At 70.0% G+C, this 22,224-nt stretch carries 21 protein-coding genes; 11 read left to right on the top strand and 10 right to left on the bottom strand.

The annotated features are described in order from the left end of the window. Positions 1–182: 182 nt before the first annotated feature. From U5A56_RS21625 to U5A56_RS21605, 5 genes are read right to left on the bottom strand one after another with little or no spacing between them, the layout of a single operon-like run. Positions 183–389 carry a DUF1289 domain-containing protein gene (locus U5A56_RS21625; RefSeq protein ID WP_124571769.1) on the bottom strand — a complete coding sequence of 69 codons (207 nt, stop codon included), beginning with the start codon at positions 387–389 and terminating at the stop codon, positions 183–185. Beyond that, complete coding sequence (locus tag U5A56_RS21620; protein ID WP_044846152.1) at positions 386–892, bottom strand: YbaK/EbsC family protein; 507 nt, start codon at positions 890–892, stop codon at positions 386–388. Before U5A56_RS21620 ends, U5A56_RS21625 begins: the two co-directional genes overlap by 4 nt. A 23-nt stretch (positions 893–915) precedes the next feature. Beyond that, a complete protein-coding gene (locus U5A56_RS21615) occupies positions 916–1,848 on the bottom strand; it encodes a hydroxymethylglutaryl-CoA lyase (protein ID WP_321924467.1) in 933 nt (310 codons plus the stop codon). Positions 1,849–1,877: 29 nt separating this feature from the next. Beyond that, positions 1,878–2,819: a 2-hydroxyacid dehydrogenase gene (locus U5A56_RS21610; RefSeq protein ID WP_124666486.1), complete on the bottom strand. Its 942-nt coding sequence runs from the start codon at positions 2,817–2,819 to the stop codon at positions 1,878–1,880. A 4-nt stretch (positions 2,820–2,823) separates the two neighbouring features. Continuing rightward, positions 2,824–3,261, bottom strand: coding sequence for a VOC family protein (locus U5A56_RS21605; RefSeq protein WP_044846155.1), 438 nt, complete (start codon positions 3,259–3,261; stop codon positions 2,824–2,826). A 257-nt stretch (positions 3,262–3,518) separates the two neighbouring features. Here U5A56_RS21605 and U5A56_RS21600 point away from each other — a divergent pair, with 257 nt between their 5' ends. Beyond that, positions 3,519–4,142 carry an alpha/beta hydrolase gene (locus U5A56_RS21600; RefSeq protein ID WP_321924465.1) on the top strand — a complete coding sequence of 208 codons (624 nt, stop codon included), beginning with the start codon at positions 3,519–3,521 and terminating at the stop codon, positions 4,140–4,142. A 54-nt stretch (positions 4,143–4,196) separates the two neighbouring features. Here the strand turns inward: U5A56_RS21600 and U5A56_RS21595 are convergent, their stop codons facing one another. Then, the gene (locus tag U5A56_RS21595) at positions 4,197–6,317 is read right to left on the bottom strand and encodes a phosphocholine-specific phospholipase C (protein ID WP_321924463.1); all 2,121 of its coding nucleotides are present in this window, start codon (positions 6,315–6,317) and stop codon (positions 4,197–4,199) included. A gap of 57 nt (positions 6,318–6,374) precedes the next feature. After that, positions 6,375–6,659, bottom strand: a complete 285-nt coding sequence (locus U5A56_RS21590; protein ID WP_321924461.1) for a hypothetical protein — start codon at positions 6,657–6,659, stop codon at positions 6,375–6,377. Positions 6,660–7,218: 559 nt separating this feature from the next. On the opposite strand from U5A56_RS21590, the gene U5A56_RS21585 reads away from it, so the two are divergent. The 3 genes from U5A56_RS21585 to U5A56_RS21575 are packed head-to-tail and all read left to right on the top strand — an operon-like array spanning position 7,219 to position 11,215. Then, positions 7,219–7,974 carry a 2Fe-2S iron-sulfur cluster-binding protein gene (locus U5A56_RS21585; protein ID WP_321924460.1) on the top strand — a complete coding sequence of 252 codons (756 nt, stop codon included), beginning with the start codon at positions 7,219–7,221 and terminating at the stop codon, positions 7,972–7,974. Between the two features lie 17 nt (positions 7,975–7,991). Further along, a complete protein-coding gene (locus U5A56_RS21580) occupies positions 7,992–8,993 on the top strand; it encodes an FAD binding domain-containing protein (protein WP_124486605.1) in 1,002 nt (333 codons plus the stop codon). Beyond that, a complete protein-coding gene (locus U5A56_RS21575) occupies positions 8,990–11,215 on the top strand; it encodes a xanthine dehydrogenase family protein molybdopterin-binding subunit (protein WP_321924458.1) in 2,226 nt (741 codons plus the stop codon). The genes U5A56_RS21580 and U5A56_RS21575 overlap by 4 nt, the downstream gene beginning before the upstream one ends. Before the next feature lie 15 nt (positions 11,216–11,230). Here U5A56_RS21575 and U5A56_RS21570 read toward each other — a convergent pair whose 3' ends face one another. After that, positions 11,231–12,151 (bottom strand): LysR substrate-binding domain-containing protein, encoded by a 921-nt coding sequence (locus tag U5A56_RS21570; protein ID WP_124486603.1) that lies wholly within the window; start codon positions 12,149–12,151, stop codon positions 11,231–11,233. Positions 12,152–12,262: 111 nt separating this feature from the next. On the opposite strand from U5A56_RS21570, the gene U5A56_RS21565 reads away from it, so the two are divergent. Continuing rightward, positions 12,263–12,901, top strand: coding sequence for a glutathione S-transferase family protein (locus U5A56_RS21565; protein WP_124571777.1), 639 nt, complete (start codon positions 12,263–12,265; stop codon positions 12,899–12,901). 305 nt (positions 12,902–13,206) lie between these two features. Next, positions 13,207–15,408, top strand: a complete 2,202-nt coding sequence (locus U5A56_RS21560) for a TonB-dependent siderophore receptor (protein ID WP_321924455.1) — start codon at positions 13,207–13,209, stop codon at positions 15,406–15,408. Between the two features lie 55 nt (positions 15,409–15,463). Here the strand turns inward: U5A56_RS21560 and U5A56_RS21555 are convergent, their stop codons facing one another. Then, complete coding sequence (locus U5A56_RS21555; RefSeq protein ID WP_321924454.1) at positions 15,464–16,738, bottom strand: MFS transporter; 1,275 nt, start codon at positions 16,736–16,738, stop codon at positions 15,464–15,466. Positions 16,739–16,845: 107 nt separating this feature from the next. On the opposite strand from U5A56_RS21555, the gene U5A56_RS21550 reads away from it, so the two are divergent. The 3 genes from U5A56_RS21550 (at position 16,846) to U5A56_RS21540 (ending at position 18,596) form a co-directional block, all read left to right on the top strand. Continuing rightward, entirely contained in the window at positions 16,846–17,892 is a 1,047-nt protein-coding gene (locus tag U5A56_RS21550; RefSeq protein ID WP_321924452.1) for a LysR substrate-binding domain-containing protein, read from the top strand. 69 nt (positions 17,893–17,961) lie between these two features. Beyond that, positions 17,962–18,216: a prevent-host-death protein gene (locus U5A56_RS21545; RefSeq protein ID WP_052664711.1), complete on the top strand. Its 255-nt coding sequence runs from the start codon at positions 17,962–17,964 to the stop codon at positions 18,214–18,216. Continuing rightward, positions 18,216–18,596, top strand: a complete 381-nt coding sequence (locus U5A56_RS21540; RefSeq protein WP_044846165.1) for a type II toxin-antitoxin system VapC family toxin — start codon at positions 18,216–18,218, stop codon at positions 18,594–18,596. The genes U5A56_RS21545 and U5A56_RS21540 overlap by 1 nt, the downstream gene beginning before the upstream one ends. A gap of 21 nt (positions 18,597–18,617) precedes the next feature. Here the strand turns inward: U5A56_RS21540 and dapA are convergent, their stop codons facing one another. Further along, positions 18,618–19,511: a 4-hydroxy-tetrahydrodipicolinate synthase gene (dapA, locus tag U5A56_RS21535; protein WP_321924450.1), complete on the bottom strand. Its 894-nt coding sequence runs from the start codon at positions 19,509–19,511 to the stop codon at positions 18,618–18,620. Positions 19,512–19,963: 452 nt separating this feature from the next. Between dapA and U5A56_RS21530 the strand changes: the two genes are divergently transcribed. Together U5A56_RS21530 and U5A56_RS21525 are read left to right on the top strand one after the other, a co-directional pair. Then, positions 19,964–20,983, top strand: a complete 1,020-nt coding sequence (locus tag U5A56_RS21530) for a sulfate ABC transporter substrate-binding protein (RefSeq protein ID WP_321924448.1) — start codon at positions 19,964–19,966, stop codon at positions 20,981–20,983. A 206-nt stretch (positions 20,984–21,189) separates the two neighbouring features. Further along, on the top strand, positions 21,190–22,158 hold the full coding sequence (locus tag U5A56_RS21525; protein ID WP_124893697.1) for an ion channel: 969 nt from the start codon (positions 21,190–21,192) through the stop codon (positions 22,156–22,158). Positions 22,159–22,224: the final 66 nt, after the last annotated feature.

Raw genomic sequence — 22,224 nt, 5'->3', positions numbered from 1 at the left:
CGCCAGGCCCGTCGGCGTCGCCTCCGGGCACGCGGATTGCGCGCCAGACAGGCCGTAAGGAGTTGTAGGGAAACACCCGATGCGACGCTGCAGCGTCGCTCGTATCATGCGGCTGTGACGTTGATCACGTTCACAGGATTCCGATCTCATGCCGTTCGCCAAGCAGGCCGAACGGCATTTTTTTATGCGCCGCTCCGCGCGAGCAGGCGCCGCCGCGCGTCGAGCCGCGCGAGCAACACGCGTCTCGCGTCGTCGTCCGACGCGCGCCATCCCTTGATCTCGTCACGCGTGCGCAGGCAGCCCGCGCACCAGTCGGTGCGCGGATCGATCCTGCAGACGTCGGTGCACGGCGAGGCGACCGTGCCGACCGGTACCGGCACGTCGCTCATGCGTCGTTACGCAATGCGACGTCGGCGACCGGCGCACCCGTCAGCGCGACGAGTTCCTGCGGCGACAGGTTGAACACCGCGTGCGGATGGCCGGCGGCCGCCCACAGGCTGTCGAGCTCGAGCAGGTCGGCGTCGATCAGCGTGACCGGTTCGACGAGATGGCCGATCGGGCACACGCCGCCGATCGCGTAGCCGGTATGGTCGCGCACGAACTTCGCATCGGCGCGGCCGACCGCGCCGACCTGGGCGGCGACCTTCTTCTCGTCGACGCGATTCACGCCGCTCGCGACGACGAGCACCGGCAGGCCGTCGGATTCGCGGCGAAACAGGATCGACTTCGCGATCTGCGCGACCGAGCAGCCGAGCCCGGCCGCGGCTTCGGCGGAGGTCTTGCCGGTTTCGGCGAGCATCACGATCCCTTTCGCATGCCCGCGTTCGCGCAGCAGCAGCGCGACGCGTCGCGCGGAATCGGGGAGAGAGTCGAATGAAGCGGGTGTCGTCATGGGGAGTCCGGTGAGTGTCGGGGTCACGCGCAGCTCGGCGCGTCGGCCGCGCTCTGCGCCTTGGCGAGCAGCGCGCGACCGGCACGCGACACGTTCGCGCGGCCGATCGCGTTCGAGATGAAGTCGCCGGCGGCGACCACCTGCGCGAGATCGATGCCGGTGTCGATGCCGAGGCCCTGCATCAGGTACAGCACGTCCTCGGTCGCGACGTTGCCGGTCGCGCCCTTCGCGTACGGGCAGCCGCCGAGGCCGGCGACCGACGCGTGGAAGATCTCGATCCCTTCGAACAGCGCCGCGTAGATGTTCGCGAGCGCCTGGCCGTAGGTGTCGTGGAAGTGGCCCGACAGCCGTTCGCGCGGGAACACGCGCGTGACGGCCGACAGCACTTCGCGCGTGCGCGTCGGCGTGCCGACGCCGATGGTGTCGGCGATGTCGATCTCGTCGCAGCCGAGCGCGGCGAAGCGTTCGACGACGTCGACGACCGACGCGACCGGCACCTCGCCCTGGTACGGGCAGCCGAGCGTGCACGACACGCTGCCGCGCAGCCGCAGGCCGGCATCCTTCGCGGCCTTCGCGACCGGCTCGAAGCGCGCGATGCTCTCCGCGATGCTGCAGTTGATGTTGCGCTGCGAGAACGCCTCGCTCGCCGCGCCGAAGATCACCACTTCGTCGGCGCGTGCGGCGAGCGCGTTCTCGAAGCCTTTCAGGTTCGGCGTGAGCACCGAATACACGGTGCCCGGGCGACGCTCGATGCCGGCCATCACGTCGGCGCCGTCGGCCATCTGCGGCACCCATTTCGGCGACACGAACGATGCGGCCTCGATATTGCGGAAGCCGGCGCGCGACAGCCGGTCGACGAGCGCGATCTTCACGTCGGTCGGTACGAAGGTCTTTTCGTTCTGCAGCCCGTCGCGCGGGCCGACTTCGACGATCTTGACGGCGGTGGGGAACGTCATGGTTGTCTCCGGTTTCGTGTAGGTGGAATTCAGTAGCCGCGCGCGTAGTCGACGATGCCGCCGACGCGCTCGCCGCGCTCGAGCGCGCGGATCTTGCCGGCGATCTGCTCGACGGCTTCGTCGCGCAGCGTCTCGGCCGAGCTGTGCGGCGTGATCGTGATGCGCGGCGCGTGCCAGAACGGGTGGTCGACCGGCAGCGGCTCGTGCTGGAACACGTCGAGCGTCGCGGCGGCGACCTGGCCGCTCGCGAGCGCATCGAGCAGGTCGGCTTCGACGAGATGCGCGCCGCGTGCGACGTTCACCAGGTATGCGCCCGGCGCCAGCTTCGCGAAGGTCCGCGCCGACAGGATCCCGTCGGTATCGTGCGTGCTCGGCAGCAGGTTGACGAGCACCTTCGCGCCGTCGACGCACGCGTCGAACGCGTCGTCGCCCGCGAAGGTCGCGACGCCGTCGAGCCGTTTCGGGCTGCGGCTGTAGCCGCGCACCGGCAGGCCGAGCGCGGCGAGCGCCTGCGCGACCTGCGCGCCGAGCACGCCGAGGCCGAGCACCGCGACGGTGAAGCTCGCGCGCGGATGCGGCTCCAGCACCTGCCAGCGGCGCTCGCGCTGCAACGCGTCGTATTCGTCGAAGCGGCGCAGGTAGCGCAGCACCGCGTGCGTCACGTATTCGATCATCTGCCGCGCCATGCCCGAATCCTCGAGGCGCACCAGCGGCACGTCGCGCGGCAGCGTGCCGGGATGCGCGCGATCGAGCGCGAGCAGCGCATCGACGCCCGCGCCGAGGTTGAAGATCGCGCGCAGGCCGTCGCGCGGCGCGAACAGCTCGCGCGGCGCGCGCCACACGAGCGCGTAGTCGGCGGCGGCCGTGTCGCCCGGCTGCCACGCGCGCAGCTCGGCCTCGGGCAGCGCCTGCGCGATCGCGTCGCGCCAGGCGCCGGCTTCCTGGTGCGGCGAGTAGAACAGGATCTTCATGCGCTTACTTCGCGAACAGCTGGCCGATGTCGGCGAACGCCTTGAACTCGAGCGCGTTGCCGCACGGATCGAGGAAGAACATCGTCGCCTGCTCGCCGACCTCGCCCTTGAAGCGGATATGCGGCTCGATCACGAAGCGCGTATGCGCGGCCTTCAGTTTGTCGGCGAGCGCATGCCATTCGTCCATCGACAGCACGACGCCGAAATGGCGCACGGGCACATCGTCGCCGTCGACCGGGTTCACCGCGCTTTTGCCGGTTTCGTCCGGCGCGAGGTGCGCGACGAGCTGATGGCCGAAGAAGTCGAAGTCGACCCAGTGCTCGGAGCTGCGGCCCTCGGGGCAGCCGAGCAGGCCGCCGTAGAACGCGCGCGCGCCGGCGAGGCTCGACACGGGGAAGGCGAGATGGAACGGGCGCAGCGCGCCGGCGGGCGTAGCGGACATCGGGCGTCTCCTGTCGATCGGAACCGGCGCGGGGCGCCCCGGTTCGATCTGATGCAAGGCAAGCGGGAAGCCCACATTCTACGGTTTCGCGGCGCATTGCGCCGCCGCGAGGCTGCCGGCCCGCACCGCGGGGCCCGCGCCGGCGGTCGCCCGGCTACCGTCGCGCGCAAAAGCAAAGCACAAAATATTGGTTCGGCCGCCGCGCACGCCACGCCACAATCGAACCTCGTCTCCAAGCAAAGCAAGCGAGGGCAATCATGCGCGCATGCAGCAAATCGGCGTGGCCGCCGCGGCTCGTGACCGTTCCGGGCCTGCACGGCAGCGAAGGCGCCCACTGGCAGACCTGGCTGGAGCGGCAGTTCCCGCGTTCGCTGCGGGTCGAGCAGGCCGACTGGGACGCCCCCGATCTCGCGCGCTGGGCGCAGTCCGTGCGCGTGCTGCTCGAACGCGAGCGCGGCCCGTTCGTGCTGGCCGCGCACAGCTTCGGCTGCCTCGCGGCCGCGCATGCGCTCGCGCAATGGCCGCAGGCGGCCGACGTCGCGGGCGTGCTGCTCGTCGCGCCCGCCAGTCCGGAGAAATTCACGTTCGCCGGGCCGTTCGACGCGCGCCGGCTCGCGGTGCCGTCGATCGTGATCGGCAGCGAAACCGACCCGTGGATGCCGCTCGCCGATGCGCGCACGCTCGCGCAGCGGCTCGGCAGCGCATTCGTGAACCTCGGCGACGCGGGCCACATCAACACCGCGGCCGGCTTCGGGCCGTGGCCGCGCGCGAAGTACTTCATCGACACGCTGGTGCATTGCGCGGCGCCGCTGCGCTTTCGCGACGCGGACGACGGCTTCGACGTCGCACCCGTCGAGCGCGCGCTCGCGCACGCGATCTGAGATTCGACGGCACGCGCCGCGCGGCCGACGCCGCGCACCGTCGTGCCGCCGCGCTTACGACGCGGAGACCGGGCCCACCGCGGCCGGATCCGAGTAGCTCGACCGGCCGTTCTCGACGTGGCCCGCGAAGCGGCGCGAGAACGTGCCGTTCACGCCGTCGCTCACCGTCACGTCATACCAGTGGTGGCTCGACGCGAGCGCCCATTGCTCGACGCGTTCATCGCCGCCGTGCAGGGTCACCTGGCGCGCGGGCGTGCCGTACGCGTTGTCGGTCAGCGTCAGCGTCACGTGACCGCTGCCGTGGTTGCGCAGCTTCAGGTACAGGTTGCCGTTCGCGATGTCGTAGCCGGCTTTCACCTCCGGCTGCGCCTGGTTGCGCCGGCGCGCCGTCGCGGCCGACACGTTGCCCGCGAACATCCGCACGAAGCCGTTCGGCCCGTACACCGAGAACGCATACGCGCCGTTCGTCTCCGTCAGGTCGAAGTCCGCGTGCAGCACGCGGCGCGCGCCGACCGTGTAGCGCCACGGGCCGTCGGTGCGGTTGGTCGCGTACACCTGGAAGTGCGCGCCCTGGTTGCCGCGGTTCGCGAACTCGATGCGCAGCGTGTTGCCGCCGTAGAGGCTCGCGTTCACGTGCAGTTCGTACGGCAGCGCACGCGCCGGGCGCACGCCCGGTTCCTGCGGGTCGATCGGCGACGGCGTCGCGGGCACGCTCGGCGCGGGTTGCGACGTGCATTGCTGGTCGGCGATCGAGCGGTACTGGCTCGTATCGGGCAGCGTCGGGAACGTCGCGTCGGACGAGCGGAAGTCGAACGCGGCGGTGAGGTCGCCGCAGACGGTCCGGCGCCACGGCGTGATGTTCGGCTCGTCGACGCCGAAGCGCTCGCCGATGAAGCGGATCACCGACGTGTGGTCGAATACCTGCGAGCACACGAAGCCGCCCTTCGACCACGGCGACACGACCGTCATCGGCACGCGCGGCCCGAGGCCGTACGGCAGCCCGTCGGCCGTGTAGCTGCCGCCGCGGCCGGGATTCACGACCGTATGAAGCTCGCCGTCGGTGGTCACGGTCGATGCGCCCTGCGCGGCCGAGGTCGGCGGCTGCGGCGGCACGACGTGATCGAAGAAGCCGTCGTTTTCGTCGTACATGATGAACAGCACCGTCTTCGCCCACACGTCGGGGTTCGACGTCAGCGCGTCGAGGATCTGCGACGTGTAGTTCGCGCCGTACGCGGGCGTGTATTTCGGATGCTCGGAGAACACGGCGGGCGGCAGCAGCCACGACACCTGCGGCAGCCGGTCGTTGATCACGTCGTCCTTCAGGTTGTCGAGCGTGCGCACCGTCTGCGCGCGCTGGTACAGCGACGAGCCCGGCTTCGCGTTGATGAAGTTCGTGAAGTTCTGCAGGATGTTCGTGCCGTAGTTGCCGTTGTACGGATCGGCCCACGTGAGCCCCTGCTGGTAGATCTGCCACGACACGCCGTGCGCCTCGAGCCGTTCGGGGAAGGTCGTCCACGACAGCAGCTGGTACGCGGGCGGCAGGTCGCCGTCGACGTAGTCGGCGTTGTCGAGCAGCGGGCCGCCGAACTTGCCGGTCGGGTCGACCGTGCCCGTCATCAGGTACGAACGGTTCGGATGCGTCGGCCCCGGCAGCGAGCAGAAGTAGTTGTCGCACACGGTGAACGCATCGGCGAGCGCGTAATGGAACGGGATGTCCTCGCGCACGTGATAGCCCATCGTCATGTCGGTCTTGTTCGCGGGCCACTGGTCGTAGCGGCCGCCGTCGATCGCCGCGTGGGTCTTCGCCCACGAGTGGTCGAGCGCGCCCAGGCACTGCGCGCTGGTCGTCTTCGTGTCGAGCCGGAACGGCAGCACGGGCTTCGCCGGGTCTTCCTTCGACGGCTGGTACCACACCGGCTTGCCGCTCGGCAGCGGAATCGGGAAGCGGTCGTTGTAGCCGCGCACGCCGCGCAGGTGTCCGAAGTAATGGTCGAACGAGCGGTTCTCCTGCATGAACACGACGATGTGCTGGACATCGCGGATCGTGCCGGTGCCGCGCGCGGCCGGAATCGCGAGCGCGCGGCGGATCGATTCGGGGAACGCGTTGAGCGCGACGGCCGCGCCCGCCGACTGTGCGACGGTATGCAGGAAACGGCGGCGGCTGGATGACGTCATGTTATTTCACCTCGGTTCTGCGATCGGGGACTGGGGACACCAACAGGAACGGCGGGATCAGTGCGGCGACGACGCGGCGATGGCGGACGCGCCCGCGTTCGTCGCGGGCTTCGCGTCGTCGTCATCGTCGGGCGGGTAGTGGACGACGGGCGGCGCGAGCGGCGCGGCATCGGACGCGGCGGCTTTCGCGCCCGCGCCGCTGTTGAACGCGCTCGCGGCGCCGGACGATGCGCCGGCCTGTTGCGAGGCGTCGGTTGCGTGCGCGTCGTGCGGCGCGTTGTCGCTGCAGGCGGCGGCGAAGGCGGCGGCACATAGAACGACGACGAGGGCAACACGACGCATCACTTCTCTCCTGGCAGGCGGATCGGGAAACGTTTTCGAGTATGCCCGTGCGATGCGACGATTCGGTGAATCGTTTGCGACCGGCGCGTGATCGCGAACGGCTTTCGTGATGCTGACCATATGCTTTCACGGCGGCGGAGCCGGGTCGACCCGCCGAATTTTCATGGCGGATGTAGTGGCCGCGCGCATTTACACGCGCGTGCAACGCGACGAACCATGTACGCGATGCGACGTGTCGTGCACGGCGGTGCGGACGCTTTTGGCCAGCGTCGGTCGATGTGTCGCCAGCGCGACTCCCGAATGCGTGTTTTTTACCGCATCGACAGCCGGCGGTCAGCCACGCGCCAGCGTAGCGGCACGCACGTGACAGGAGCGGTAACCGATACCTGCGTGCGGTCCGTTCGCAACGCATGAACGCAATCTGCCCGGCGCAGGCGAAGACCCGTGTCGGCTTGCGGCACCGGAATTGCTCGCAGCGCCGATGCACGCGCTGTCCCGCGCGGCCAACCGGGCACGGGCGGCGTATCCGCATCCATCAACCAGGGAGCGAGCAGAAGCCATGTCCAGCGATCGACCCATCCCCCCGTCCACCGGACCCGCAAGCGATGCTGCCCCGTCGCCGCTCGCGGCCGGCCATGCGGCGTCGCCGCCGTTGCCGGACGATACGCCGTCCAGTGCCGCACGGCGCCGCTTTCTGCAATCGGCGGCGGCGGCCGCGACCGTCGGCGCCGCATCGCACGTTCATCCGCAGCCGCCGCACATGACATCCACGCCTGCGGCGACGCATCGCGATACGGTCCCGGCGCGGCCCGTGCGGCTCGACATCAACGGGCGCGAATACACGCTGCAGCTCGAACCGCGCGTCACGCTGCTCGACGCGCTGCGCGAATACGCGGGCCTCACCGGCACCAAGAAAGGCTGCGACCGCGGGCAATGCGGCGCGTGCACGGTGCTCGTCGACGGGCGGCGCATCAATGCGTGCCTGACGCTCGCGGTGATGCACGAAGGCGAGCGGATCACGACCGTCGAGGGGCTCGCGCGCGGCGGCGTGCTGAGCCCGATGCAGCGTGCGTTCGTCGATCACGATGCATTCCAGTGCGGCTACTGCACGCCCGGCCAGCTGTGTTCCGCGACCGCGCTGCTCGACGAGTTTTCGGCGGGCGCGGCGAGCGCCGTCACCGACGACGTGCGACGCCGGCCCGCACAACTGTCGGACGACGAGATCCGCGAGCGCATGAGCGGCAATCTGTGCCGCTGCGGTGCGTACCCGAACATCGTCGCCGCCGTGCGCGCCGCGCACGCGGCGAACGGCTAGCGCGGGAGGACCCGGCCATGGAAGCGATCTCCTACGAACGGGCAACCGACGTCGCGGGCGCCGTGCGGGCGGCGCAGCGGCCGGGCGCGGCCTTCATCGGCGGCGGCACGAACCTGCTGGACCTGATGAAGGGCGGCGTCGCGCGGCCCGTCACGCTCATCGACATCACGCGCATCGCGGGCCTCGATACGGTCGACGCGTTGCCGGATGGCGGACTGCGAATCGGTGCGCTCGTGCGCAACAGCGATGCGGCCGCTCATCCGCGTATTCGCGCGGACTATCCGCTGCTGTCGCAGGCGCTGCTCGCCGGCGCGTCCGCGCAATTGCGCAACATGGCGACCGTCGGCGGCAACCTGATGCAGCGCACGCGCTGCCCGTATTTCTACGATCCCGCGTTCGCGCAATGCAACAAGCGCGAGCCGGGCAGCGGCTGCGCGGCGATCGGCGGGCACAACCGGATGCACGCGATTCTCGGCGCCAGCCAGCAGTGCGTCGCGGTGAACCCGTCGGACATGAGCGTCGCGCTCGCGGCGCTCGACGCGGTCGTACAGGTGAGCGGCCCACGCGGCGCGCGGCAGATTCCGTTCGCGTCGTTTCACCGGTTGCCCGGCGATCGGCCCGATCTCGACACGACGCTCGAACCGGGCGAACTGATTACGTCGGTGGATCTGCCGCCGCCGCGCTTTGCGGACCATGCGCACTATCTGAAGGTGCGCGACCGCGCGAGTTACGCGTTCGCGCTGGTCGCGGTGGCCGCCGCGTTGCGGCTGGACGGTGCGCAGGTGACGGAGGCGCGCATCGCGCTCGGCGGCGTGGCGCACAAGCCGCTGCGTGCGACGGCCGCGGAACGGCATCTCGTCGGCCGCGCGCCGACGGATGCGGCGCTGCGCGAGGCGGCTGCGCTCGCGTTGCGCGACGCGCGGCCGCTCGACGGCAATCGATTCAAGGTCGCGCTCGCGCAGCGCGCGATCGTCCGTGCGGTGCATGCGGCCGCTGGCACGACGGGAGATGCGGCATGAACACGGTGACTGGACAGCCGCTCGACCGTGTCGACGGCGTACTCAAAGTGACGGGCGGCGCGCGCTATGCGGCCGAATTCGCCGATACGCGCCTCGCGCACGCGGTGCTCGTGACGAGCACGATCGCAGCGGGGCGCATCGAATCGATTGACGCGGCACGCGCACGCGCGATGCCCGGCGTGCTGCTCGTGATGACGCACGAGAACGCGATGCGGTTGCCCAACGGCGGCCGCACGCCGCTGTCGCCGCCGGCCGGGCGCCGGCTCACGCTGTTGCAGGACGACACGGTGCGCTACAGCAACGAACCTGTCGCGGTCGTCGTCGCCGAAACGCTCGAGCAGGCGACCGACGCCGCGAATGCCGTGCAGGTGCGCTATCGCGCGAGCGATGCCACGCTCGATTTCGCGCGCGCGAAGCGCGGCGCGCGCGTGCCGCCGAAGCAGCAGGGGCGCGCGATGGACACGCAGCGCGGCGACGTCGATGCGGGCCTGCGCGAGGGCGCGGTGCGCATCGACGCCACCTACACGACGCCGATGCAGCATCACAATCCGCTTGAGCCGCACGCGACGATGGCGCACTGGGACGGCCCGACGCTCACGCTGCACGACGCGACGCAGGGCGTGTCGGGCGCCAGCACGGCGGTGGCCGCGGTGTTCGGCATCGCGCCGGAACACGTGCGCGTGATCTCGCCGTTCCTCGGCGGCGGCTTCGGCTGCAAGGGATCGTCGTGGTCGCACGTGTCGTTGTGCGCGATGGCCGCGCGCCAGGTGGGCCGCCCGGTGCGCCTTGCGCTGACGCGGCCGCAGATGTTCGGCCCGGTCGGCGGCCGCCCGTTCACCGAGCAGCGCGTCGTGCTGGCCGCGCGCGCCGACGGCACGCTGACCGCGCTGCGCCACGACTCGATCGTCACCACGTCGACGTTCGAGGACTGGACGGAGATGTGCGGGATGCCGTCGCGGATCATGTATGCAGTGCCGAACCACGCGACCACGCACCGGATCGTGTCGCTGAACGTCGGCACGCCGACGTTCATGCGCGCGCCCGGCGAGGCGTCCGGTTCGTTCGCGCTGGAATCGGCGATGGACGAGCTCGCGTGGCGGCTCGGCATGGATCCGGTCGCGCTGCGGCTCGCGAATTACGCGGAGGTCGACCCGGAGGATGGCAAGCCGTGGTCGAGCAACAAGCTGCGCGAGTGCTACCAGGCCGGCGCGCAACGCTTCGGCTGGTCGCGGCGCACCGGCGGGCCGCGCACGATGCGCGACGGCGACACGCTGGTCGGTCTCGGGATGGCCGCCGCGACGTATCCGGCGAATCGCAGCGAGGCGTCTGCGCGTGCGCGCATCCTGCCGGACGGCACGGCCGAAGTCGCGTCGGGCACGCAGGACATCGGCACCGGCACCTACACGGTCATGACCCAAGTCGCCGCCGACGCGCTCGGCTTCGCGCCGCAGAACGTGCGCTTCGTGCTCGGCGATTCGAGCCTGCCGCGCGCGCCGGTGTCGGGCGGCTCGCAATCGGCGGCGAGCGTCGCGCCGGCCGTGCGCGACGCCGCGCTGCGCGCGCGCGCGATGCTGATCGCGCTGGCGATCGCCGATTCGGGCTCGCCGCTGCACGGCGTCGCGGCGGACGACGTGACGGTCGACGACGGCTGGCTCGTGCATCGCGGCGAGCCGTCGCGGCGCGATCCGGCCGCCGCGGTGATCGCGCGCGCGGGCGGACGGCCGCTCGAAGCGCAGGCGACCGCGAAGCCGGGCGACGAGAAGTCGCGCTATGCATCTCATTCGTTCGGCGCGGTGTTTGCCGAAGTACACGTCGATGCCGAACTCGGCACGATCCGGGTGCCGCGCATCGTCGGCGTGTACAGCGTCGGCAGCCTGCTGAATGCGAAGACCGCACGCAGCCAGCTGATCGGCGGGATGGTGTGGGGGCTCGGCACCGCGCTCGAGGAAGGCTCGTTCCTCGACGTGCGGCATGGCCGCTTCACGAATGCGAACCTCGCCGAATATCACGTACCCGTGAATGCGGATATCGGCGATCTCGACGTGAGCTTCGTCGACGAACGCGACACGCATTTCAACCCGCTCGGCATCCGCGGCATCGGCGAAATAGGGATCACGGGCGTGCCGGCGGCGATCGCGAATGCGATCTATCACGCGACGGGCGTGCGCGTGCGCGATCTGCCGATCACGCTCGACAAGGTGGCGATGCCGACGCGCGCGTGAGCGTCAGCCGCAGCGTCAGCGGCGCGGCGTTCTGCGCCGCGCTTCGCTGCGCAGCCAGTCGAGCCACGTGCGGATCGCCGCTTCCTGCGGATGGCCGGGGCGCCATACGACGTAGTGCGCATACACGTCGGTCACGCGCACCGTCGATACGCGCACGAGCGTGCCGTCCGCGAGTTCGGGCTCGATCAGCGAGCGGCGCGCGAGTGCGACGCCGCGCCCTTTCAGCGTCGCGTCGATCAGCGCATTCGCATCGGTGAAACGCGGCGCGCGAGCGGATTCGGTGAGGTCGAGCCGCGCAGCCTGGAGCCACGGTTCCCATGGCTGCGCGGGATGGCGCAGCAACGTCGCGCGCACGAGATCGGCCGGCACGCGCGGCGCAATGCCGTCGCGATTGCGGTACGCGGGGCTCGCGACCGGGAAGATCGTCTCGTTCATCAGCTTTTCGGCGACGACGCCCGGCCAGCTGCCGGGCCCGTAGCGCAGCGCGACGTCGATGCGGTCGCGCTTGCGCAGCGGCGCGAGCGCCACGTCCGGGTGCAGCGCGATCGCGATGTGCGGATGCGCGGCCGTGAAGCGCGGCAGGCGTGGTGCGAGCCAGCGCTCGGCGACACTCGGCAGCACGCTGACGTTCAGCGTCACGTCGCAGGTACGCGGGCGGCTGCGTACGGCGAGCGCCGGCTCGAACGCGCGTTCGAGCACGCTCAGGCCCTGGCGCACCTGTAGCGCGAGCGCATGCGCGGCATGCGTTGGCGTTGCGCCGTTGCGTTCGCGCGTGAAGAGCGGGTAGCCGAGCTGCGCCTCGAGCGCGCGGATGTGCTGGCTGACGGCGCCTTGCGTGAGCGCAAGCGCATCGGCCGCGCGCGTGAAGCTCTGCAGCCGCACGGCGGCTTCGAACGCACGCAGCGTCTGGAGCGGGGGGAGGTGGATGCGTCGCATGCGGGTATTAGTAACACTAATGTTCAAGCACGACAATTCTTCGTTTGCCGCGCATCGGGATGCGTTCCTACACTCGGTTCCGTCTTCCACAGCGCCGTCGGGCCACACACCATGAACGCATATCGTCTCTATCTTTCGCCGGGCGCCTGCTCGCTCGCCGCTCATATCGCGCTGGAGGAAACCGGCGCGCCGTTCGACGTCGAGATCGTCTCGGTGCAGAAGCAGCAGAACCTCGCAGCGCCCTATCTGGCGATCAACGCGAAGGCGCGTGTGCCCGTGCTCGCGATTCCGGGCGAGCCGAGCGTGCTGACCGAAACGCCTGCGATCCTCACGTATCTCGCGCACCGCTATCCGGATGCGCAATTGCTGCCGCTCGGCGAACCGCTGCGCGAGGCGCGGTGTCATGAATGGCTCGCCTGGCTGGTCGGCTGGGTGCACGGCGTCGGCTACGGCGCGTTGTGGCGGCCGGGCCGCTTCATCGGCGATCCGGCGCTGCACGGCGCGGTCAGCGCACACGGGCGCGGCACGATCGAAGCCGCGAACGCCTCGATCGAGGCCGCGCTCGCCGATGGCCGAACGTGGGCTGAACCGGGTGCGCATTCGATCGTCGATCCGTTCCTGTTGGTGCTGTATCGCTGGGGTGTCGCGATCGGACTCGACATGACGCAGCATGCGGCGTGGACAGCCCACGCGCAGCGCGAGGCCGAGCGGCCGGCCGCGCGGCGCGCGCTGGCGCGCGAGGCGGCCTGACGGATGCGCGGGCGCCGTGGGGCGTGCTGCGCCGCCCGCGTGTGACGAACGGCTGCCATTTCACGGTGCCGCGCATCGGTGGCGTGTACAGCGTCGGCGGCCTCCTGAACGCGAAGACCGTACGCAGCCAGCTGTCGCACGCTCCGTGCGAATGGTCGAGACGCCACACTGCGTCATGCTGGCCTGCGCCGTGCCCGCGTCGTTCGACGATTCATTCGGATCCCGAAGTTCGTACGTGTCCAATTGCCACGTCGACTCCATTTCTATTGAATGAGAACCATTCTCGTTAATGGGGTGGAGTGAACATGAGTCGTTGCATTCTGTCGAGCGCGACGCCGCCGCGTCGCGCGACCGCGTCCGTTGCGTTCGCGATGGTGACCTGTGCCGCCGCGCCTGCGTGCGCGGAAGAGGACGAGCCGCGCCACGCGCCGCACCTGAGCCCGATCTTCGTCCACGGCAATCGCGACGCCGGTACGCGCGTCGACCGGTCGGGTTCCGCCAAATACGCGACGCCGCTGCTCGACGTGCCGCAGACGATCACCGTCGTGCCGCGCGCGGTGCTCGACGAACAGCAGGCGCTGAGCCTGCGCGACGCGCTGTCGAACGTCGCGGGCATCACGTTCAACGCGGGAGAAGGCGGCGGCGGGTCGGGCGACATGTTCAATATCCGCGGCTTCGGCGCGAACGCGAATATGCAGCTCGACGGGTTGCGCGACAGTGCGCAGAACAATCGCAGCGACCTGTTCAACATCGAGGCGGTCGAGGTGATCAAGGGGCCGAACTCGGTATTCGGCGGGGCGGGCACGACGGGCGGCTCGGTGAACCTGATCAGCAAGACGCCGAAAGCCGGCGCGCTCACGGAGGCCGGCACGATGCTCGGAACGTCCGGCTACCGCCGCGTGACGCTCGATGCGAACCGGCCGGTGCCCGGCACCGAAGGCCGGGCCGCGTTCCGCCTGAACGCGATGGCGCATGTGAACGACGTGCCGGGCCGCAACGACATCCGCAAGCGCCGCTGGGGCGTCGCGCCGTCGCTCGCGTTTGGCCTCGGCACGCCGACGCGCGTCACGCTCGGCTATTTTCACCAGTACGACAACAACCTGCCCGACTACGGGCTGCCTGCGCACAACGGCCAGGTGCTGGCCGGCATGTCGCGCGACCGCTATTTCGGCTGGCGCAATCTGGATCGCGAACGGATCGCCGCGGATGCCTTCACCGTGAAGGCCGAGCACGACGTGTCGTCCGGCCTGAAGGTGCAGAACCTGAGCCGCTACGCGCACCTGAATCGCGATACGGTGATTTCGGGAGCGCGCGTGAGCCTCGAAGGGCTGCCGCCCGGGCGTTACAAGCCGGCCGGGCCGCAAGGCTACGGCCGCGACGCGTCGACCGCGATGTGGGCGAACCAGACGAACGTGACGAGCACGTTCACGACGTTCGGCGTCGGGCACACGCTCGTCACGGGCTTCGAGATCTCGCGCGAAACGTACGGCCGCACGACCTATTCGTACGGGCTCAACCGGTTCTACCCGGCCGACGGCTTTGCGCTCGCGGCGCCGCCCGGCGTGTGGCGCGGCCCGGCGCAGCGCGAGGACAGTGCCCGCCAGGACACCGCGCTGGTCGTGAAGGCGCTGTACGCGTTCGACACGATCTCGGTCGGTCGCCACTGGGACATCGACGTCGGGCTGCGGCACGACTGGATCGACGGCTGGGCGGAAGGGGCCGCGGCCGGCAAGCCCGCCGAGCGCGCGGACAGTTCCGACCGTCACCTGAGCACGCGCGCGGGGCTCGTGTTCAAGCCGACCGACAACGGTCGCGTGTATTTCGCGTATGGCACGTCGTTCAACCCGTCCGCCGAATTTCTCGTGACCTCCGGCTCCGGCGTGAGCGCGGCGACCGGTGCGCTCGCACCCGAGAAGAACGAGAGTTTGGAGCTCGGCGCGAAATGGGAGGGGCTCGCGGGCGTCGCGCTGAACGGCGCGCTGTTCCAGACCGAAAAGAACAACGCGCGCGAACGCATGGCCGACGGCAGCTACGCGCTCGTGGGCCGCCAGCGCGTTCGCGGCATCGAGCTCGGGGCCGCGGGCAAGGTGACGCCGCAGTGGGACGTGTTTGCCAACTACACGTATCTCGCGAGCGTCACGCTCGGTTCACCGGCCACGCCGCGCCGCGACGGACAGGCGCTCGGCAACACGCCGCGGCACGCGTTCAACCTGTGGACGACCTATCGGTTGCCGGCCGGCTGGACGGTCGGCTACGGTTCGCACTTCGTCGGCCGGCGCAACGTGACGTCGCAAGGCGACGGCAAGCTCGGCGCGTACTGGGTGCACAACCTGATGGCGTCGTACGACGTGAGCCGCAGGCTGCGCTTCCAGCTGAACGTCGACAACCTGTTCGATCGCGCCTATGTCGAACGCGTGCGGCAGGTGGTGGGAAACGCATCGCAATCGTCGGCCGTCGAGTTCGGCGACGGCCGCTCGGCGATGCTGTCGGCCGTGTACAAGTTCTGAATGCCGCGCCATGCGGTCGGCAGGACGGGCGTCGCCGCTGGTGCCCGCTTGCTGGCTAGCGGGCAAACAACGGGTACGTTGCCGCCGCGATCAGCGCGGTCGCGAGCCACACCACGCTCCACGAGCTGACGGCGAGCAGCGGCGGAATCGCGAGCGGCGTCGCGAACAGCCCCAGATAGACGACCGTGTTCGCCATCCCGAGGGCGGTGCCTGCGTGGTTCGCGCCCGCGAGCGTCGCGAGTTCGGTGTACGCGACGCCGTGCCAGGCCGACACGCAGATGCCGGCGAACACGAGGATCGCGACGATCGCGGCGAGCGGCACGTGCGGGCTGCCGGCGGTCGCGGCCGCGAGCAGCGCGAACGATCCGGACGCGACGCAGACCGACCCGCGCAGGTACGCACGCCGGTTGCCGTGCCGGTCGGTATGGCGGCCGCTCCACACGCGCATCACCATCGCGCCCAACTGCAGCGCGACCATCGCCGCGCTGATGCCGGCGAGGCCGAGCCGGCCGAAATCGTGCAGGAACACGGTCGCGAACGTGAGTACCGCGAACTGCGGCGCACACAGCGCGCCGATGCCGAGCACGATGCGCCAGACGCGGCCGCTCGCGAGCGGACTGCGCGCGGGCGCGGGCGGCGGTTGCTGCCCGACGGCGCGGTTCGCGGCGGCGGGCGCGGTGGCCGCCGTATCGGGCGGTTCGTGCAGCCAGCGCCACGTGAGCGCGGCCGATCCGGCACACAGCAGCATCAGCGCGCCGTACACCGCGGCAAAGCCCGCATGCGACGCGAGCGACGGCAGCAGCGCCGCGCCGACGCCGCCACCGAGCGGCACGGCCGTCTGGCGGATGCTCATCGCGAGCCCGCGTTCGCGCTCGCCGAACCAGCGCATCACCGCGCGTCCGCTCGAGCCGTTCACGCTGCCGCCGAGCAGGCCGACGCAGCCCATCGCCGCGACGACGCGCATGAGCGGCGGCACCGCGTGCGCGGCCGGGACGATCGTGGCCACCATCAGCGCCAGCATCGCGGCGGTCGCGACGAGGCCGGTGAGCAGTACGCGGCGATCGCCGAAGCGGTCGGCGGCGATCCCCCACGGCAGTTCGGACAGTGCGACGCCGAAGCCGAGCGCGCCGAGCACGAGGCCCAGCGCGCCGTTGTCGAGGTGATAGGCCGAGCGCATCCACACGGCGGTGGTCGGAATGCCCGCCGCGGCGGCGGAAAAGCTCATGTTCGCGGCGACGCCGGCCGCGAGCACGCGCCAGCGATGGGCCGGGCCGCGCGCGTCGCGCGCTGGCAAGGACGGGGACGGGGATGCTAGGCAGGAGGTATCCATGGCGACAGGGCCCGTGTGGAAATTGACATCGCCAGTGTGGCGACCTACATTCATCCTGAAAATCGGAAAGTTTTTGATGAATCGTTCGATAAAACGGGATGATTGAGATGTCCGGACAAGACCCTGCCCCCGGCGAGGCGTCGCTCGTGGCACCCGACGCCACGCTAGCCCGGCCGAACTTCGACGTCGCGGCGCTGCGCAGCCTGGTCGCGGGTGTGGATCTCGGCAGCTTCGCGAAGGCCGCCGATCGCGTCGCGCGTTCGTCGTCGGCGGTGAGCGCGCAGATCCGCAAGCTCGAGGAACAGGCCGGCACGCCGCTGTTCGTGAAGGCCGGCCGCGGGCTCGCGCTGACCGACGCCGGCGACGCGATGCTGCGCTATGCGCGGCGGATGATCGAGCTGAACGACGAAGCGGCCGCGGCCGTGCGCGGCGTGAATCTCGACGGCTGGGTGCGGGTCGGCCTTCAGGAGGACTTCGGCGAAGCGATCCTGCCCGACGTGCTCGGGCGTTTCGCGCGTGCGCATCCGAAGGTGAGGATCGAGGCGCGCGTCGCGCGCAATGCCGAGTTGCTCGAGCGGCTCGACGCGAACCAGCTCGATCTCGCGCTCGTGTGGGGCGACCCGGCGTCGGCGGCGCTGGTGTCGCGCGCGGGCATCGACAGCGACGCGATCGCGCAGGTGCCGATGCAGTGGATCGCGGCGAGCGGCGCGAGCGGTTTCGGCGTGCCGGACACCGACGGACCGGCGGATGCGGTCGACGACGGCGCCGCGCGTCTGTGTGCGATGCGCGCATCGGGCGAGCCGTTGCCGCTCGTCGTGTTCGATCGGCCGTGCCGCTTCTTCGGCGCGGCGACCGATGCGCTCGACCGCGCGGGCGTGCCGTGGCGCGTCGCGTTCACGACGCCGAGCCTGGCCGGGCTGTGGGCGGCGGCGGCGGCCGGCCTCGGGCTGACCGTGCGCTCGCACTACGGGCTGCCCGCGTCGGTGCGTGTGCTCGACGCGGTGTCGTCCGGGCTGCCGGCACTGCCGGGCCTGCCACTGATGCTGCTGCGGCGGACGTCGTCGGCGACGCCGACCGTCGAGCGGCTCGCGCGGATCGTCACGCAGGCGGTGCGGGACGCGACGCGAGGGGAGGCGGGGGCGCTGGCGGCGTGATGGCGATCGACACGCCTGCGCCCGACTGGGCGTTCGGCCTATTGGAGGGACGCGGCGAATGTCGTGACAATGGTGGATCACTCAACGGAGGCCATCATGCAAGTTGCCACTGTCCCGGAAGCCGCGCTCGATCTTCAGCGGCTTCTCGATGCCGCGATCGCCGGCGAACGCGTCGTGATCATGCAGGACGGCAAGCAGTCTGTCCGGCTCGTGCCGCTCAAGCCGATTCATCCATTCGGCGCCCTCGAGGGCGAGATCTGGATTGCGGACGATTTCGATGCACCGCTTTCCGCCGAGGAGCTCGCGGCGTTCGAAGGTGAGTAATGCGGCTGCTGTTCGATACGCACATCTTTCTCTGGGCGGTGGCGAATGATCCGAAGTTGAGCGCTCGGGCGCGCAAGCTGATCGTCGCAGCCGACGAAGTGTTCATCAGCAGCGCGAGCATCTGGGAAGTCGCGATCAAGGCCGGGAAGGGGAAGCTGGACGTCGATGTGGATCGGTTGGTCGACAAACTGAACGCGAGCCAATATCGCGAACTGCCGGTCCGGGCCGCACACGGTGCGGCCGTACGTCATCTTCCCCATTACCATGGCGATCCGTTCGACCGCTTGCTGGTCGCACAGGCCTGGTCCGAACCGATGCTGCTCATCACCGCCGACGGCCATCTTGCGCAGTATGGCGCGTCGCGGATTCTGACGGTCTGAAACAGTTTCGGGAGCGAAATCCTACGCTGCCGCGACCGTCTGCGCCGACGCCTCCAGCGCCGCGCACAGCTTGCCGAGCCTCTCCCGCAACCCCGCGCTCGCCGGCACGAACGGCAACCGCAGCCCGTCCTCGCACCACCCCTGCGCAGCCAGCACCGCCTTCACCGGCGCCGGATTCGGCTCGGCGAACAGCGCCGCGACGAGCGGCTGCAGCGCGACCGACAGCCGTCGCGCGTCGGCGAGCCGGCCGTCGCGCAGCAGCGCGTGGATGCGCACGTGCCATTCGGGCAGCGCGTGCGCGCTGCTGGCGATCGCGCCATGCGCGCCGGCACACAGCGCGGCGAAGTTCTGGTTGTCGTCGCCGGAGAGGATCGCGAGCGGCGTCTCGTGCACGAGCCGGCTCATCCGGTCGAGCGTCCCGCCGCATTCCTTGATGCCCGCGACGCGCGGATCGCGCGCGAGCGCCTGCAGCGTCTCCAGTTCGACGTTCACGCCGGTGCGATACGGGATGTTGTAGACGAGGACCGGCAGGTCGGCCGCCTCGACGATCGCCTCGACGTGGCGGCGGATCCCGTCCTGCGTCGGCCGAACGTAGACGGGCGGCGTGACGAGCAGCCCGTCGGGCCGCAGCGCCGCGAGTTCGCGTGCGCGGGCGGCCGCGAAGTGCGTCGCGCTCGCGGTGAGCCCGACGACGATCGGCAGGTCGGGCACCGCATCGCGCAGCGTCGCGAACACGGCGTCCTGTTCGTGCGCGTCGAGCAGCACGCCTTCACCGGTCGTCGCGCCCGCGACGAACCCGGCGACGCCCGCCGCCGCATAGTGACGCGCGAGCCGCGCGAGCGCGCCGTGGTCGACCTCGCCGTCGTGGAACGGCGTGACGAGCGGCAGCCAGATACCTTCGAAACGTGTGTGCATGCAAAGCCTCATGGTGGAAACGGAGTGGGAAGGAACCGTTCCGCCGACGGGGTGCCGGAGCGAGGCGTGCGAGCAAGGAGAAAGAAACGACCTGCGGGCATCCCGTCCGGCATTCGCCTGACGGGACGCGACGCCCCCGTCAGTCGAGGTGTCGTTTTTTCAGTTTCAGCCCGGCCGCGCGCGCGCCTGCCGCGATGGCGGCAAGGATCGACGGCGAACGCGGGGCAACGGACATGGATGAACCGTGAAAGGGGCTGAACGGCGATCTTAACACCGGATCCGGCGCGTACGCGAGCGACGCGCGCCGCTTAGCAGAATTAGAGATTTGCTTTCCACGACAGATTGGAAAGTGCGTCGCGCCCGGCCGTTAGAATGCCCGCTTACGTTTCGATGACAGCGCGTACGCGTGCCGTCACGCCTATTCACCACCACTGGAAACGGGGCATATCACGATGGCAAGCATCAAGGGGATCGGCCGCTGGCTGCACACGGGCGCCGCGGCGGCGCTGGTCGTGGCGGCCACGGCCGCGCATGCGGACACGTCGATCCTGAACGTGTCGTACGACGTGACGCGCGAACTGTACAAGGACATCAACACGAGCTTCGCCGCCGCCTACAAGCAGCAGACGGGTGAAACGGTGACGATCAAGCAGTCGCACGGCGCGTCGAGCGCGCAGGCGCTGTCGGTGTTGCAGGGGCTGCAGGCCGACGTCGTGACGATGAACCAGCCGAACGACATCGACCTGCTCGCCGAGCGCGGCCAGCTGCTGCCGAAGGACTGGCGCGCGCGCTTCCCCGACGGCAGCTCGCCGTACTCGACGACGATGGTGTTCCTCGTGCGCAAGGGCAATCCGAAGGCGATCAAGGACTGGAGCGATCTCGCGAAGCCGGGCGTGCAGGTGATCATCGCGAACCCGAAGACGTCGGGCAACGGCCGCTACGCGTACCTCGCCGCGTGGGGCTACCAGAAGCAGAAAGGCGCGACCGACCAGCAGGCGCTCGACTTCGAGAAGGCGATCTTCCGCAACGTGCCGGTGCTGGACTCCGGCGGCCGCGGCGCGACGACGACCTTCACGCAGCGCGGCATCGGCGACGTGCTCGTCACGTTCGAGAACGAAGTCGCGCTGATGGACACCGGCGCGTCGGGCGCGGAATTCGACGCCGTGTACCCGTCGGCGAGCATCCTCGCGGAGCCGCCCGTCGCCGTCGTCGACAAGGTTGCCGACAAGAAGGGCACGCGCAAGGTCGCGCAGGCGTATCTCGACTACCTGTACACGCCGCAGGCGCAGGAGATCATCGCGCAGCACCATCTGCGCCCGCGCGACGCGACCGTGCTGAAGAAGCATGCGGCCGAGTTCAAGCCGCTGAAGACGTTCAGCGTCGAGCAGGTTTTCGGCAGCTGGGCGAATGCGCAGAAGACCCACTTCGCCGACGGCGGCACGTTCGACCGCGTGATCGTCGACCGCAAGTAAGTTCGGCGGCAAGCCGCAAGCCGCAAGCCGCAAGCCGCAAGCCCCAGGCCGCGCCGCGCGCACGCCGAACGACCGCGAAGCCGGCCGCCCATGCGGCCGGCTTTTTTTCGCGCCGCACGCGCGAGCCCGCTCCGCATCGCTGCGCATTCCCGGCCGCCGCCCGCGCGTGCTACGCTCATCGCCTCCTTGCTCCAGGCCCTTGCGCGATGAACGTCGATTCGTCCTCCCCAGCCACCCGCGGCCGCGGCCGCAAGATCTGGTCGGGCACCCGCCCCGTGATCGCGTACGGGATGCCGCCGCTCGGCTGGCGCGACCTCTATCACCGCGCGCTGACGGTGAGCTGGCCCGTATTCTTCCTGTCGCTCGCGGTGCTGTTCCTGCTGCTCAACGGCGGCTTCGCGACGCTCTACCTGCTCGGCCACGCGCCGATCGCGAACCAGTCGCCGGCCGGGTTCGCCGGCGCGTTCTTCTTCAGCGTCGAGACACTCGCGACGGTCGGTTATGGCGACATGCATCCGCAGACCGTCTACGCGCACGTCGTCTCGACCTTCGAGATCTTCATCGGGATGTCGGGCATCGCGCTCGCGACCGGCCTCGTGTTCGCGCGCTTCTCGCGGCCGCAGGCGAAGATCCTGTTCGCGCGTTACGCGATCGTGCGTCCGCTGAACGGGCGGATGACGCTGATGGTGCGCGCCGCGAATGCGCGCCAGAACGTGATCGCCGAAGCGCAGGCGAAACTGCGGCTGATGCGCGTCGAAGGCACGCACGAGGGTTATATGCTGCGCAAGATCCACGACCTGCCGCTCGTGCGCAACGAGCATCCGATCTTCCTGCTCGGCTGGAACCTGATGCACGTGATCGACGAAACGAGCCCGCTGTTCGGCGAGACGGCCGAGTCGCTCGCCGCGCGCGACGCGTCGCTGCTGATCACGATCGAGGGCTCCGACGAGACGACCGCGCAAGTCATGCAGGCGCGCTACTCATGGACGCATGCGGAGATCCGCTGGCGTCACCGCTATGTCGACCTGATGCACGACGAAGGCGGCATCACGCACATCGACTACACGCATTTTCACGAAGTCGTGCCGGTCGACACCGATACGGACGAGCGCGGTTCGCCGGGCGTGGTGGTCGAGGCCGGCACGGCCGCGCAGACGCCCGGGCCGGCTGCATGACGGCCGTGAACGGCGCGAACGGGCGCCGGCCTTCGGGCGCGGCCGCCGCGACGGAAGGCCGTGCCG

The sequence above is a fragment of the Burkholderia sp. BCC1998 genome (assembly GCF_905339875.1).
Classification (GTDB): domain Bacteria; phylum Pseudomonadota; class Gammaproteobacteria; order Burkholderiales; family Burkholderiaceae; genus Burkholderia.
The sequence above is the reverse complement of the archived record's forward strand: the minus strand, read 5'-3'. Positions and strand labels throughout refer to the sequence as shown.

Coding starts and splice junctions, on each gene's coding strand:
- U5A56_RS21575 (WP_321924458.1), top strand. CDS start 8,990: ATGAACACGGTGACTGGACAGCCGCTCGACCGTGTCGACGGCGTACTC.
- U5A56_RS21585 (WP_321924460.1), top strand. CDS start 7,219: ATGTCCAGCGATCGACCCATCCCCCCGTCCACCGGACCCGCAAGCGAT.
- U5A56_RS21590 (WP_321924461.1), bottom strand. CDS start 6,659: ATGCGTCGTGTTGCCCTCGTCGTCGTTCTATGTGCCGCCGCCTTCGCC.
- U5A56_RS21595 (WP_321924463.1), bottom strand. CDS start 6,317: ATGACGTCATCCAGCCGCCGCCGTTTCCTGCATACCGTCGCACAGTCG.
- U5A56_RS21625 (WP_124571769.1), bottom strand. CDS start 389: ATGAGCGACGTGCCGGTACCGGTCGGCACGGTCGCCTCGCCGTGCACC.
- U5A56_RS21525 (WP_124893697.1), top strand. CDS start 21,190: ATGAACGTCGATTCGTCCTCCCCAGCCACCCGCGGCCGCGGCCGCAAG.
- U5A56_RS21610 (WP_124666486.1), bottom strand. CDS start 2,819: ATGAAGATCCTGTTCTACTCGCCGCACCAGGAAGCCGGCGCCTGGCGC.
- U5A56_RS21615 (WP_321924467.1), bottom strand. CDS start 1,848: ATGACGTTCCCCACCGCCGTCAAGATCGTCGAAGTCGGCCCGCGCGAC.
- U5A56_RS21560 (WP_321924455.1), top strand. CDS start 13,207: ATGAGTCGTTGCATTCTGTCGAGCGCGACGCCGCCGCGTCGCGCGACC.
- U5A56_RS21550 (WP_321924452.1), top strand. CDS start 16,846: ATGTCCGGACAAGACCCTGCCCCCGGCGAGGCGTCGCTCGTGGCACCC.
- U5A56_RS21570 (WP_124486603.1), bottom strand. CDS start 12,151: ATGCGACGCATCCACCTCCCCCCGCTCCAGACGCTGCGTGCGTTCGAA.
- U5A56_RS21620 (WP_044846152.1), bottom strand. CDS start 892: ATGACGACACCCGCTTCATTCGACTCTCTCCCCGATTCCGCGCGACGC.
- U5A56_RS21565 (WP_124571777.1), top strand. CDS start 12,263: ATGAACGCATATCGTCTCTATCTTTCGCCGGGCGCCTGCTCGCTCGCC.
- U5A56_RS21555 (WP_321924454.1), bottom strand. CDS start 16,738: ATGGATACCTCCTGCCTAGCATCCCCGTCCCCGTCCTTGCCAGCGCGC.
- U5A56_RS21605 (WP_044846155.1), bottom strand. CDS start 3,261: ATGTCCGCTACGCCCGCCGGCGCGCTGCGCCCGTTCCATCTCGCCTTC.
- U5A56_RS21545 (WP_052664711.1), top strand. CDS start 17,962: ATGGTGGATCACTCAACGGAGGCCATCATGCAAGTTGCCACTGTCCCG.
- U5A56_RS21600 (WP_321924465.1), top strand. CDS start 3,519: ATGCGCGCATGCAGCAAATCGGCGTGGCCGCCGCGGCTCGTGACCGTT.
- U5A56_RS21530 (WP_321924448.1), top strand. CDS start 19,964: ATGGCAAGCATCAAGGGGATCGGCCGCTGGCTGCACACGGGCGCCGCG.
- dapA (WP_321924450.1), bottom strand. CDS start 19,511: ATGCACACACGTTTCGAAGGTATCTGGCTGCCGCTCGTCACGCCGTTC.
- U5A56_RS21580 (WP_124486605.1), top strand. CDS start 7,992: ATGGAAGCGATCTCCTACGAACGGGCAACCGACGTCGCGGGCGCCGTG.
- U5A56_RS21540 (WP_044846165.1), top strand. CDS start 18,216: ATGCGGCTGCTGTTCGATACGCACATCTTTCTCTGGGCGGTGGCGAAT.